This is a genomic window from Streptomyces fractus (genome assembly GCF_049844455.1).
Lineage (GTDB): Bacteria > Actinomycetota > Actinomycetes > Streptomycetales > Streptomycetaceae > Streptomyces > Streptomyces fractus.
Window position 1 is genome coordinate 8,360,508 of the sequence record NZ_JBMYHI010000002.1, and the last position, 12,665, is coordinate 8,373,172.

At 71.9% G+C, this 12,665-nt stretch carries 12 protein-coding genes; 4 read left to right on the plus strand and 8 right to left on the minus strand.

The features are described 5' to 3' along the window. Positions 1-61: 61 nt before the first annotated feature. From ACP4E5_RS40040 to ACP4E5_RS40075, 8 genes are all read right to left on the minus strand, one after another. Positions 62-1,342, minus strand: coding sequence for a YeeE/YedE family protein (locus ACP4E5_RS40040; RefSeq protein WP_425838196.1), 1,281 nt, complete (start codon positions 1,340-1,342; stop codon positions 62-64). 260 nt (positions 1,343-1,602) lie between these two features. Further along, positions 1,603-2,022, minus strand: coding sequence for a TOBE domain-containing protein (locus ACP4E5_RS40045; RefSeq protein WP_425838199.1), 420 nt, complete (start codon positions 2,020-2,022; stop codon positions 1,603-1,605). Positions 2,023-2,105: 83 nt separating this feature from the next. Continuing rightward, complete coding sequence (locus ACP4E5_RS40050) at positions 2,106-3,194, minus strand: ABC transporter ATP-binding protein (protein WP_425838202.1); 1,089 nt, start codon at positions 3,192-3,194, stop codon at positions 2,106-2,108. Further along, on the minus strand, positions 3,191-4,018 hold the full coding sequence (gene modB / locus ACP4E5_RS40055; protein ID WP_425838205.1) for a molybdate ABC transporter permease subunit: 828 nt from the start codon (positions 4,016-4,018) through the stop codon (positions 3,191-3,193). The genes ACP4E5_RS40050 and modB overlap by 4 nt, the downstream gene beginning before the upstream one ends. Next, complete coding sequence (modA, locus tag ACP4E5_RS40060; protein ID WP_425838207.1) at positions 4,015-4,836, minus strand: molybdate ABC transporter substrate-binding protein; 822 nt, start codon at positions 4,834-4,836, stop codon at positions 4,015-4,017. Before modA ends, modB begins: the two co-directional genes overlap by 4 nt. Before the next feature lie 147 nt (positions 4,837-4,983). Next, positions 4,984-5,379: a TOBE domain-containing protein gene (locus ACP4E5_RS40065; protein ID WP_425838210.1), complete on the minus strand. Its 396-nt coding sequence runs from the start codon at positions 5,377-5,379 to the stop codon at positions 4,984-4,986. A gap of 73 nt (positions 5,380-5,452) precedes the next feature. Then, positions 5,453-6,055: a TOPRIM nucleotidyl transferase/hydrolase domain-containing protein gene (locus tag ACP4E5_RS40070; RefSeq protein ID WP_425842007.1), complete on the minus strand. Its 603-nt coding sequence runs from the start codon at positions 6,053-6,055 to the stop codon at positions 5,453-5,455. Between the two features lie 92 nt (positions 6,056-6,147). Next, positions 6,148-6,819, minus strand: coding sequence for a GntR family transcriptional regulator (locus ACP4E5_RS40075; protein WP_425838213.1), 672 nt, complete (start codon positions 6,817-6,819; stop codon positions 6,148-6,150). Positions 6,820-6,968: 149 nt separating this feature from the next. Between ACP4E5_RS40075 and ACP4E5_RS40080 the strand changes: the two genes are divergently transcribed. From ACP4E5_RS40080 to ACP4E5_RS40095, 4 genes are all read left to right on the plus strand, one after another. Beyond that, positions 6,969-9,929 (plus strand): AMP-binding protein, encoded by a 2,961-nt coding sequence (locus ACP4E5_RS40080; protein ID WP_425838216.1) that lies wholly within the window; start codon positions 6,969-6,971, stop codon positions 9,927-9,929. A gap of 101 nt (positions 9,930-10,030) precedes the next feature. Next, complete coding sequence (gene madL, locus ACP4E5_RS40085) at positions 10,031-10,456, plus strand: malonate transporter subunit MadL (RefSeq protein ID WP_425838219.1); 426 nt, start codon at positions 10,031-10,033, stop codon at positions 10,454-10,456. Position 10,457: 1 nt separating this feature from the next. Then, on the plus strand, positions 10,458-11,222 hold the full coding sequence (madM, locus tag ACP4E5_RS40090) for a malonate transporter subunit MadM (RefSeq protein WP_425838222.1): 765 nt from the start codon (positions 10,458-10,460) through the stop codon (positions 11,220-11,222). Between the two features lie 109 nt (positions 11,223-11,331). Beyond that, complete coding sequence (locus ACP4E5_RS40095) at positions 11,332-12,618, plus strand: SGNH/GDSL hydrolase family protein (protein ID WP_425838225.1); 1,287 nt, start codon at positions 11,332-11,334, stop codon at positions 12,616-12,618. Positions 12,619-12,665 lie beyond the last annotated feature (47 nt).

The following is a 12,665-nucleotide window of genomic DNA, read 5'->3' on the forward strand; positions in this document are numbered from 1 at the left end:
CGACCCCTGGAAACCGCCCACGCCGCCCGGGCCCTCGCCCCTGTCCACCGGTGCCACGGGTTCAGCAGACGCTGTCCGACGGCTTCGGGTTGCCGAGGCCGAACAGCGGGCGCAGCCGCAGGCCCGCCCACGTGCCGAGGATGGCGACGGCGCCCCAGATCCAGCCGTGCAGCGAACCGGAGACGATGCCCGCGAGGTACGCGCCGATGTTGCAGCCGCCCGCGAGGCGCGCGCCGATGCCCATCAGGATGCCGCCGATGACGGCCGCGACCGCCGTACGCGCGGGGATGCCGCGGTGCAGCTTCCACACGCCGCCCGCCGCGGCGGCGACCGCCGCGCCGACCATGATGCCGATGTCGGTGAGGCTCGTCTTGTCGGCGAGCACCGGGCCCGTCAACTGGGCCGCGCTGCCGGGCTGTTGCCAGTACGTCCACGTCTCGGGCGAGCCGCCGAGCGCGCCCACCACCTTCGAGCCCCACAGCGCGAACGCGCTCGTCACGCCCCACGCGCCGCCGGACACCAGCAGTACGCCCGCGCCGAGCACCGCGAGCACCACGGCGCCCGCCGCCAGCGGCCAGGAACCGCGGACCGTACGCAGCAGCGTGCCCTTCGCCGACGGCGGGGTGCCGACCGGCGGGGGATTGCGGCGGGCCTGGACGGCGCGCGCGACGAACCAGATGACGGCGAGCGCGACGATCGTAATCGCCCAGGACCCGAACCAGCCGACGTGGTCGGACAGCAGGTACGGATCGAGCGCGGGCAGATCGCTCCAGAGCCCGAACTGCCAGGCGGCGAGGGTGGAACCGACGATGAACCCGAAGAGGGTCAGCACGATCGAGCTCTGCCCCGAGCCGACCGCGAACAGGGTGCCCGACGCGCAGGCCCCGCCGAGCTGCATGCCGATCGCGAACAGGAACGAGCCGACGATGAGTCCGATGCCGATCGGCCCCGCACTGGGCGCGGGCACCGAACCGAACAGCCCGCTGCCGGTGCCGATGATCAGCGCGAAGAGCGTCGCCGTCGTGCCGAGCAGCAGGGCGTGCGCCCGCAGTCCGGTGCCGTTGCCGACGGCCACGAGCTGGCGCCAGGCGGAGGTGAATCCGAACCGCGAGTGGAACAGGGCGAACCCGAGTCCGAGGCCGAGCAGCAGCAGGACGCCCGGCTTGGCGCCGTGCTCGACAAACACGTAGACGGCGAGCGCGGCGCCGATGACCCCGGCGCCGGCGAGCGGCCCCCAGCGGGTGGGCGGCGCGGCCTCGGCGACCGGGGCGGGCGAGGAAGTGGGGGACGGGCTGAGCAGGGCGGCGCGCGGCGGCGCCCCGGCGGGTGGAGCGGTGGTCACGGCAGATCTCCGGCAGGTGGAGTGGGAACGTTCGGGCGCGGAGGGACGTCAGCGACGACAGAGCGCGTCGTCGACACTCCACGTCGTGGCCGCGAAGAGCGCGAGAGCCAGATGACGAGCGGGTCCGAACATGTGCGCCACTTTAAGGTTTCTGCCGGAATCCGTGGACCCGTGTCTCATATCGCGGTCACGACATGAGACACGCGCGACACGCGAGGTGAGACACGCGCGGCATGAGATACGGGGCCGCGGCGGAGCCCTCAGGCCGTGGCCAGCGACACCTCGGTCGACTTCAGCAGCGCGACCACCGCGGAGCCGGCCGCCAGGCCCAGGTCGGCGGCCGCGTCCTTCGTGATGGCGGCGGTCAGTTCCGCCCCGTTGATGTCGACCCTGACCGAGGCCATGGCGCCCCCGGTGGCGACGTCCCTGACCGTGCCGGGCAGCTGGTTGCGGATGGACAGGCCCTCGACGGGCCCCGTCGCGAGCGCCACCTCGGTGGACTTGACCAGGGCGCGCACCTCGGAACCCGAGGAGAGGCCCAGGTCCTTGACGGATTCGAGGGTGATCGCGGCGGTCAGGTCCTGGCCGCCGTCGAGGCGCACCTTGACCGTCGCCATCACCTCGCCCTCGGTGACGGACGTGACGGTGCCGGGAAGCTGGTTGCGGATGGAGAGGGCCATGGCGGTGCGCCTCGCAAAGTCGGGACGATGGGGGTGTTCTGCGTGTCCTTCACCCTAGGACCCGAGCCGCCCGATGCGCCCGATCAGGCCGGATACGCGTGCGTCTGTGTCGCCTTGACCGTGGCCCACACCGTCGCGCCGGGCTGCAGGCCGAGTTCGGCCGCCGCCACCGTCGTGAGGTCCGCGGCGAGCGGGAGCTCGCCGGAGAGGGCGGCGCGGATCTGGTCGCCGTGGGTCTCCATGCCGGTGACCTCGCAGCGCCACAGGTTGCGGGCGCTGGAACCGGTGGGGCGTTCGCGGTGCAGCGTCACCGCGCTCGGCGGGAACGCGACGAAGACCGGTCCTTCCAGCTCCTCCGTCGTCGTGATCGCGGGCCCGTCGTCCGCCACGTGGACGGTGTGGCCCTCGGCGCGGCCCCGGTACAGGTTGAGGCCGACGAGCTGCGCGATGTAGTCCGTGCGCGGGCGGCGCGCGACGTCCGACGGGGCGCCCTCCTGGACGACGTGGCCGTGCTCGATGACGACGAGCCGGTCGGCCAGCACCATCGCGTCCAGCGGATCGTGCGTGACCAGCACCGCCACGGCCTCGAACTCGGCCAAGTGGCGCCGGAGTTGGGCCCGTACGTCCAGGCGGGTGCGGGCGTCGAGCGCGGCCAGCGGCTCGTCCAGGAGCAGCAGTCGCGGCCGTGTGGCGAGCGCGCGGGCGAGCGCGACGCGCTGCGCCTGCCCGCCGGAGAGCCGGCGAGGTTTCGCGCCCGCGTGCTCCGCGAGCCCCATCCGGTCGAGCCAGGACTGCGCCTGCGTACGCGCCTCCGCCTTCGTGGCGCCCTGGCAGCGCGGCCCGAACGCCACGTTGTCCAGGGCGGTCAGGTGCGGAAAGAGCAGGTAGTCCTGGAACACCACACCCACCGGGCGTGACTCGGGCGGTGTGCCGTCGAGGCCCGTGCCGTCGAGCCTGAGGTGTCCGGCGTCCAGCGGCGTCAGGCCCGCGAGGGCGCGCAGCGCGGTGGTCTTCCCGGCCCCGTTCGGGCCGAGCAGCGCGACGACGTCGCCGGGCCGCGCGGTCAGCGCGACATCCAGCCGGAAGTCGCCCCGGTCCACGACGAGCCGCGCGTCGAGCCCGGCGCCGCCCACGTCCTCGTACGGCACCGTGGCCTTCTCAAGATCGGTCATGAGGCGGTCATCCAGCGGTCACGCAGCCCCGCGAGGACCGTGATCGACACGGCCAGCAGCACCAGGCTGAGGGAGATCGCCGCCGCCGGATCGCTCTGCATGGCGAGGTACACGGCGAGCGGCATGGTCTGGGTGCGGCCCGGGAAGTTGCCCGCGAAGGTGATCGTCGCGCCGAACTCGCCGAGCGCCCGCGCCCACGCGAGCACCGCGCCGGCCGCGATTCCGGGCGCGATCAGCGGCAGCGTCACCCGCCGGAACGCGGTGAACCGGGAGGCGCCCAGCGTCGTGGCCGCCTCCTCGTAGCGCGGGTCGGCCGCCCGCAGCGTGCCCTCGACGCTGATCACGAGGAACGGCATCGCCACGAACGCCTCGGCGATCACGACACCCGTGGTCGTGAACGGCAGAGTGATCCCGAACCACTGATCCAGGTACTGGCCGACGACACCGTTCCTGCCGAGCGCCGTCAGCAGCGCGACGCCGCCCACCACGGGCGGCAGCACCAGCGGCAGCGTCACCAGGGCGCGTACGAGACCGCGCCCCGGAAACTCCGTGCGCGCCAGCAGCCACGCCAGCGGCACCCCGAGCACCAGGCTCACCAGCGTCGCCAACGTGGCGCACACCAGCGACAGTTGGAGCGCCTGCCACACCTCGGGGCTGGTCAGCTGCTCGGGCAGCTGCGCCCACGGGGCCCGTACGAGCAGCGCGATCAGCGGCACCACCAGGAACGCCAGGCCCACGAGCGCGGGTACGAGGAGTGGCAGCGGAGGAATGCGGCCACGGCGGCGCCGCGGACCGCCCTCCAGGGAGTCGTCGAGCACGGTCACGGCTTGAGGAATCCGGCCTCGGTCAGCGCCTTCTGCCCGTCGGCGGACTTGACCAGCTCGATGAACGCCTTCGCCCCCGCGGCGTTGGGCGCCTTCTTCAGCGGGGCGATCGGGTAGTCGTTGATGGCGTCCTTGGACTCGGGGAACTCCACGCCCTGCACCTTGTCACCCGCCGCGTGCACATCCGTCTTGTAGACGACCGCCGCGTCGGCCTCCTTGAGCTCCACCTTCGTCAGGGCGCTCTTGACGTCCTGCTCGTACGAGACAGGGGTGAGCTTCAGCTTGCTCGCGGCGAGCGCCGTCTGCGCGGCGGCGCCGCACGGCACCTCCTTCGCGCAGAGCACGACCTTCTGGCCGGGCTTGGTGAGGTCCTTCAGGGACGACACCTTGTGCGGGTTGCCGGGGAGGGTGGCGATCTCCAGCTGGTTGCGGACGAAGGTGCTCGGCTCGCCCTTCGCGTCACCGGCGTCGGTCACCGTCTTCATCGTCTTGGGGCTGGCCGCCGCGAACACGTCGGCGGGGGCGCCGCCGGTGATGCCCGCGGCGAGGCTGTCACTGCCGCCGAAGTTGAAGGTGACCTTGGTGCCGGGGTGCTCCTTCTCGAACTGCTTGCCCAGCTTGGTGAAGCTCTCCTTGAGGGAAGCGGCGGCGAACACGTTCACCGTCCCGGACAGCTTCTTGCCGCTGGAGGGCGCGGAGCCGGAGGAGTCCGCGTCGGACGAACCGCAGGCGCTGAGCGTCAGCACGGCCACCGCCCCGACGCCGGTCACCTGCAGTATCCGGCGGGTCGTCGTCCTGCGCGCGGAACGGGTTGTCACGGTTCGGCTCCCCTACGTGTCCTGGAACGTTTACGGCTTCCATACTGCCGCATCTACCAGGCACAAGTCGCCTGTGGGTTCGCATGATCCCGGCAGGTGGAGGGTACAGGTGTGCATGTGCGTTCCTACGTGACCGCGGGGGTGCGGCTACGCGCGGTCGATATGGACATTCGTCGACTTCACGCGGGCCGTGGCCTCCATGCCGACCTCCAGGCCCAGCTCCTCCACCGCCTCCCGCGTGAGCAGCGAGACCAGCCGGTGCGGTCCGGCCTGGATCTCCACCTGGGCGGCGACATCGCCGAGCTTCACGGCGGTGACGATCCCGGGGAACGCGTTGCGCACCGAGGTGTACGAGGGGTGGTCGTCGGCGTCGTCGCCCGCGGCCAACTCCACGGAGAAGGCGGCGAGATCTCCGCCCTGGACGACCCGGCGCCCGCTCGCGTCGCGGTGCGTGACGATCCGCCCGGCGTCCGCCCACCGCCGCGCGGTGTCGGGGCTGACGCCGAGCAGCCGTGCGGCCTGGCCGATTGTGTAGGACTGCATGCGGCCAAGCTACCTTCCGGCCACCGCGCGGCGATCGCCCGGCGCACCTGCCGGGAACGTCGCGGTGCGCCGCCTACACCTGCGCGAACAGCCCCTCGAGGGGAGCGGGCATGCACCCCGCGTCGCAGGCCGCCTCGGTCAACAGCCGCCCGTAACGGATCTTGCGGCCCGCCTTGGTGCCGAGGAACCGCCGCAGGCGACGGTGGGTGCTCCTGTCCTGCTGGGCGGGCTGGCGGGCGAAGGTCTGCCAGGGATGCCACTCGCCGGCCTCCCGGACGAGGTCCTCGACCCGTTCGACGCCGAGCGCGCGGATGAACTCGTCCTCCAGGTCCGCGACACACACGAAGACGGTGTCCTCGCCCCGCCCCAGCGCCCGGTCGTAGAAGCGCCGTTCGCGCTCGTCGCACAGTCCGGTGAGCCGCAGCCCCAGCCCCTCAGGGCCGAGCAGCCGCGCGTACCGCCCGACGTTCATCGCGCCGCCCATGGGCAGGACGCACACGCCCTCGGAAGCGAGGTCCCGCCCGCGCCGCTCGGCGAGCGTATCGACCGCCGCGGCGTCACTGAGCCCTTCGAGGAGGACGGCGCCGCGGACGCGAAGACGCGCGGCCAACGCGCGCGCCGGCTCACCGGGGCCGCCCGCGGCCCACTCGGTGACCGCGTCGTGGAACGCCTTCATGCCCGCGGTGTCCGTCGTCTCCGTCACGCGCTCCATCCTCTGCCGCGAGGGCCGGGAGCCCCACCGGGTATCCCGGCGGGGAGGGGGCCCGGTCAGCCCGCCGCCGACTCCGTCAGATGCCGCCACGTCCGCACCAGCTGGCTGAACTCCTTGACCTGGACGAGGACATGCTCGCGCGCCGCCTCCTCCGCCCGGTCCGCCACCCCCGCGGCGATCGCGTCGGCGATCGCCCGATGCTCCGCGAGCGAGCGCCGCATCCGGTCCGGCACCCTCAACTGAAGCCGCCGGTACGGCTGGAGGGCCCGCTTGAGCGCGTGGGCCTGCTGGCGCAAGTACTCGTTGCCGCAGGAGTCGTAGACGATGGCGTGGAAGCGGGCGTTGGCGTAGTAATAAGGGTCGGCGTCGCCCGCGTGCGCGTGCTGCTCGCACTCCCGCAGCGCGTCCTCCAGCTCGGCGAGCGCCTCGCGCTCGATGCGGCGCGCCGAGAGCCGTGCCGCCATCCCCTCCAGCTCGGCCATCACCTCGAAGCGCTCGGCCAGTTCGGACACGCTCAACTCGGTGACGTACGTGCCCTGCTTGGGGCGGATCTGCACGAGGCCGGACCGCTCGAGGGCCTGCAGCGCCTCGCGCACCGGCGTGCGCGAGCAGCCGAACTCGCGCTCCAGCTCCGCCGGGTCGAGGCGTTCGCCCGGCCGGTACCGGCCGTCCACCACCGCGTTCTCCAGGGCGTCGCGCACGCGCCTCGCCTCAGGGACTCGAGCCATCTCCACCTCCGATTGCCCAGATTATCCGCCCGCTCCAGGGGGTGGCGCCGGTCACTCCTGTGATCTACCGTGCGGTTGTTATATACATCACGGCCTGCGATGCATATCAAGTGTCGGGGCGGAACATCGGGACATGAGGAGGGGCGCAGATGGGGCAGCGTGACGAGCGGCACGACGAACGCCACGACGGCTGGCTGCTCACCGATCTGTACCAGGCCCTCGGCAGGCTCGGCGGACGAGGAGAGGGCGACGCCGGGGACCCGGCGGCCGACGCCCCGCTCGACCAGCTGCTCGCGGCGTGCGAAGTGCTGATGAGCGACGTCGGCGAGGCCTCGACGCGCGCCGTCGCGGCCCGCGCCCTCGCCGCGTACGGCGTGCTCGACGACGCCGGCCGGCTCGCCTTCTTCGCCCACATCACCAGGACCTACGACGCCGACGCCGATCAGGTCCGCGCCGCCTACCGCCGCTGGGAAGAGGCCCGCGCCACCGGCTCCCAGGGAGAGGCGGAACTCGTCCGGCTCTTCGACGTCGTCGAGCCGGCCCGCCAGCAACTGCTGCGCCGCATGAACCACGCGCCCGACGCCACGCTCGCCCTGGTCCACATGCGCGCCGACCTGCGCCGCCTGCTGCCCGCCCACCCCGAACTGCGGCCCCTCGACCACGACTTCCACCACCTGCTCACGTCCTGGTTCAACCGCGGTTTCCTGCGCATGCAGGAGGTCACCGTGGACTCGCCGCCCGAGCTGCACCGCCATCTGCTGCGCGGCGAGCAGGTGCACCCGATGGCGTCCGAGGCCGAACTGCGGCGCCGCATCGAGCCCGAGGACCGCCGCGTCTACGCCTTCTTCCACCCGGCGACCGGCGACGTACCCCTGATCTTCGTCGAGGTCGCCCTCGTCGACGGGCTGCCCGACAGCATCGCCCCGCTGCTCGACCCGGGGCCCGCGCTCAGCCCCGCGCACGCGGACACGGCGGCGCTCTACTCCATCAACAACGCGCTCGACGGCCTCGCCGGGGTCTCCTTCGGCAGCTTCCTCATCAAGCAGGTCATCGAGCAGGTCGGCGAACAGCTCCCGCACCTGACGCAGTTCGCGACGCTGTCACCGATCCCCGGCTTCCGCGCGTGGCTGGAGGGCCGGGCCGAGCACGAGCCCGAACTCGCGTCCTTGGTAGCGGAGTTGAGCGACCCGGGCGCGGCCGACGACGCCGAGCGCATCCGCCCCCGGCTGCTGCCGGTCCTCGCCCGCTACATCACCGCCGAACGGCGCCCCGACGGCCGCCCCATCGACCCGGTGGCCCGCTTCCACCTCGGCAACGGCGCCGCCGCCTGGCAGCTCGACTGGCCGGCCAATGCCTCGCCCGATGCCTGGCGCCAGTCCTACGGAGCGATGATCAACTACCGCTACGAACCGGACCAGTTGGAGCGCCGCCACGAGGGCTTCGTGCGCCGCGGCTCCGTCGCGGTCGGCGGCCCCCTCAAGGAAGACTTCCCGCAGTGCGAGGCCACGTACGACCCGGCCTCGGAAGGAAATGAGAAAGGAACCACCCCGATGAGTTCGCAGAGCACGCAGGGCACGCAGTCGACGTCCTCGACGGCCCCCTTCCGCACCATCCACCGGTCCTTCGTCGAGCAGACGGAACTGCGGCCGGACAAGGCGCTCTTCGAGCTGCCCGGCGGGCGGTCCGTGACCTACCGCGAGACCGCGGACCTCGTGCGGCGCATCGCCGCGCGCCTCGTCGCCGACGGCGTGACCCCCGGCGACCGCGTCGCGATGCAGGTCGACAAGTCGGTGGAGGCCATCGCCCTCTACCTGGCGACGCTGCGGATCGGCGGCGTGTTCCTGCCGCTCAACACCGCCTACACCGGCGCCGAGATCGACTACTTCATCGGCGACGCCGAGCCGCGCGTCCTCGTCTGCCCGCCGAAGCGCCGCGCCGACCACGCGCACCGCGAGGGCCCGGGCCTCGTCGTCGAGACCCTCGGCGCCGAGGGCGACGGCAGCCTCCTCGAAGGCGACGCCCACCACGACGACGTGTACGAGGCCGCGGCCGGCGACCCGGCGGCCATCCTCTACACCTCCGGCACCACGGGCCGCTCCAAGGGCGCGATCCTCACGCACGAGAACCTGGCCTCCAACTGCGAGGCGCTGCTGGGCTCCTGGCAGTTCACGGCGGAGGACCGGCTGATCCACGCCCTGCCGATCTTCCACGTCCACGGCCTGTTCGTCGCCGCCAACATGGTGCTCGCCTCGGGCGCCTCCATGTTCTACCTGCCGAAGTTCGACGCCGACGCGGTCGCGGAGCTGCTGCCGCGCGCCACCGTGCTCATGGGCGTGCCCACCTTCTACACGCGCCTGCTCAAGCACGAGAAGGTCACGCCGGAGACCTGCGCCTCCATGCGCCTGTTCGTCTCCGGCTCCGCGCCGCTGCTCGCCAGCGACCACGAGGCGTTCGAGGCCCGCACGGGACACGCCATCCTGGAGCGCTACGGCATGACCGAGACCGGCATGAACACCACCAACCCGTACGAGGGCGGGCCCCGCAAGCCCGGCACCGTCGGCAAGGCGCTGCCCGGCACCGAGATCCGCGTGGTCGACGCCGAGACCGGAAAGCCGCTGCCCGACGGGGAGGTCGGCAGCGTCGAGGTCCGCGGCCCGAACGTCTTCGCCGGCTACTGGCAGATGCCCGAGAAGACCGCCGCCGAGTTCCGCGAGGACGGCTTCTTCATCACCGGCGACCTCGGCCTCATCGACGCGGACGGCTACCTCTGCATCTCCGGGCGCGGCAAGGACCTGATCATCTCCGGCGGCTACAACGTCTACCCCAAGGAGATCGAGACGCTCCTCGACGCCCACCCCACGGTCCTCGAATCCGCCGTGATCGGCGTCCCGCACCCGGACTTCGGCGAGACGGTCGTCGCCGTGGTCGTCGCCGCGCCGGGCCAGGATCCGCAGGAGCGGGACCTCATCGACTCCATCGCCGGTGACCTCGCCCGCTTCAAGCACCCGCGCGCCGTGCGCGTCGTGGAGTCGCTGCCCCGCAACGTCATGGGCAAGGTCCAGAAGGCCGAACTGCGCAAGACCTACGTGGACTTGTTCGCGACCGCCTGACGGCCCTGCTCTCTCCTCTCGGCACGCCCCTTTTCCCCAACCCCCTGCACGTTCTTGCTTCTTGCTTCCCTAATTCCCGGTCTCTCAATGTGGAGAAAACGATGGTCCTCTATGGAGTGGCAGCGCTGGCGGTGTGCATGCTCACGGGCACGCTCGTCGGTGAATACCTGGGCGAGGCGCTCGGCGTCGACGCCAATGTCGGCGGCGTCGGCTTCGCCATGATCATGCTTGTGTTCGCGACCCACTGGCTGCGCCAGAGGGGGAAGTTCCCCGAGGCGAGCGAACAGGGCGTGCTCTTCTGGAGCGCGATGTACATCCCCATCGTCATCGCGATGGCGTCGACGCAGAACGTGTACAAGGCCGTCACCGGCGGCCCGATGGCCCTCCTGGCCGGGCTCCTCGCGCTCGTCGCGGGATTCGCCCTGGTGCCGGTGATCGCGCGGATCGGCGGAAAAGGGGAGCCGCTCCCGCCCCTGAACGAGGCCGACGCCGAGGCGGAGTCCGCCACCGAGAAGCTGGAGGCGTGACATGGACACGTTCGTATCCGTCTGCAAGGACAACGGGCTCATAGTCGCCTTCGCCCTCGTCGGCACGCTGATGCTGGCCTCGGCATGGCTGTCCAAGAAGCTGACCCGAGGGCGGCTTCAGGGCTCCGCCATCGCCATCGTGCTCGGCCTCGCGCTCGCCTACTGGGGCGGCTCGGCGACCGGGGGAGAGGCGGGGATCGCGGACATCACCGCGCTCTCCGGGATGAGCCTGATGGGCGGGGCCATGCTCCGCGACTTCGCGATCGTCTCCACGGCGTACGGCGTCGACCTCAAGGAGATCAAGGGGGCGGGCCCCGCCGGCGTCCTGTCGATCCTGCTGGGTGTGGTCGTCTCCTTCATCGCCGGGGCGCTCATCGCCGCGCTCTTCGGCTACCGGGACGCCGCTTCGCTCGCGACCATCGGCGCGGGCGCGGCCACGTACATCGTCGGCCCCGTCACGGGCACCGCGGTGGGCGCGAGTTCGGACGTGATCGCGCTGTCGGTCGCCGCGGGACTGGTCAAGTCCGTGGTGGTGATGGTGGGTACGCCGCTGGTCGCGCGCCTGATCGGCCTGAACAACGCCAAGTCGGCGATGGCCTTCGGCGGCCTGCTCGGCACCACGTCCGGCGTGGCCGGCGGTCTCGCGGCCACCGACAAGCGGCTCGTCCCGTACGGCGCGATGACCGCGACCTTCTACACGGGCGTCGGCTGCCTCCTCGGCCCCTCGCTCTTCTACGTGTCGCTGAGGGCGCTCGTCGGCGGCTGACCGGACACAGGGAAGGGGCCCCCGCGCCGGGCCCCTTTCCGCTGACCGCGTTCGCAGCACAGCGCAGCACCATCCTCCCTCCCGTTCATCGGAAGCAAAGGTTGTGCACATGCCTCGACTTCGTACGCTCATCACCGCCGCGGCGGCCGTCCTCGCGCTCGCGGGCGGCGGCCTCGCGGGAGCCCCGCACCCGGCAGAGGCGAGAGCCGGACAGGGCGGCGGCAGCGCCTGGTTCACCTCCTGGGCGCAGTCCCAGCAGGACGCGGCGACGGACCCGCTGCGCGACCAGTCCGTGCGGACGGTCACCCATCTCAGCCAGGGTGGGGACGGCGTCCGCGTCCGCATCCAGAACACCTTCGGCACGGCGCCCCTGGAGATCGGCGGGGCCTCCGTCGGCGCGAGCGGCGACGGCGCGGCCCTCAAGGGCGCGGCGCACCCCGTCCGCTTCGACGGGAAGACCCACGTCACCGTCCCCGCGGGCGGCGAGGTGTGGAGCGACCCCACCGACCTGAAGACGGCCGCCCAGGACGACGTCGCCGTCTCCGTCGCGCTCAAGGGCGCGGCCACCCCGGGCCAGCACCGCACCGCGCTGCGCACCAACTACCTCACGCCGGAGGGCAGCGGTGACCACACGGCGGACACCAGCGGCGCCGCCTACACCAAGACCGTCGACGCCACGTACCTGGTCAGCGCGGTCGACGTGCACAACCCGCGCCTCAAGGGCACGGCGGTCGCCTACGGCAGCTCGGTCGTCGACGGCGTCGGCAGCACCAATTGCGGCCCCGGTTGCACCGAGACCGGCACCAACCGCCGCTGGACCGACGACCTGGCGCGCCGCGTGCACGCCGACCTCCCGGCCTCCGGCCAGGTCGCGATCGCCAACGCGGGCCTCAGCGGCACGACGAGCGCCGCCGACTGCCCCGGCACGCCGTCGTACGTCCGGAACCTCGACGCCGTCACCCGCCTCAAGCGCGACGTCCTCGCCCTGCACGGCGTCACCTCGGTCCTGTACTACTACGGCACCAACGACCTCGCCTTCGGCTGCGACGGCGAGCAGATCCTGGCCAGCTACCACAAGGTCTTCAAGGAACTGCGCGACGCCGGCATCAAGATCTACGTCACGCCCATCACGCCGCGCCCCGGCTACACCGACCAGAACAACCTGGACCGCCACACGGTCAACCTCTTTACGAAGAAGGCCAGTTCGTGTGACGGAACCTGCGACGGCGTCATGGACTTCGACGAGGTCCTGAAGGACCCGCTGCACCCCAACAGCATCAAGCCCGCGTACGACAACGGGGACGGCATCCACGCGAACATCGCCGGGCAGCAGGCGATCGCCGACTCGATCTCCTTGCGGATGCTCACGGGCGGAGCCGCGGGCGCGACCCGTTGAGCTAAACGCCAGCCGCATTTGCCTAAAGGTATTAGGCAGATGCAGAA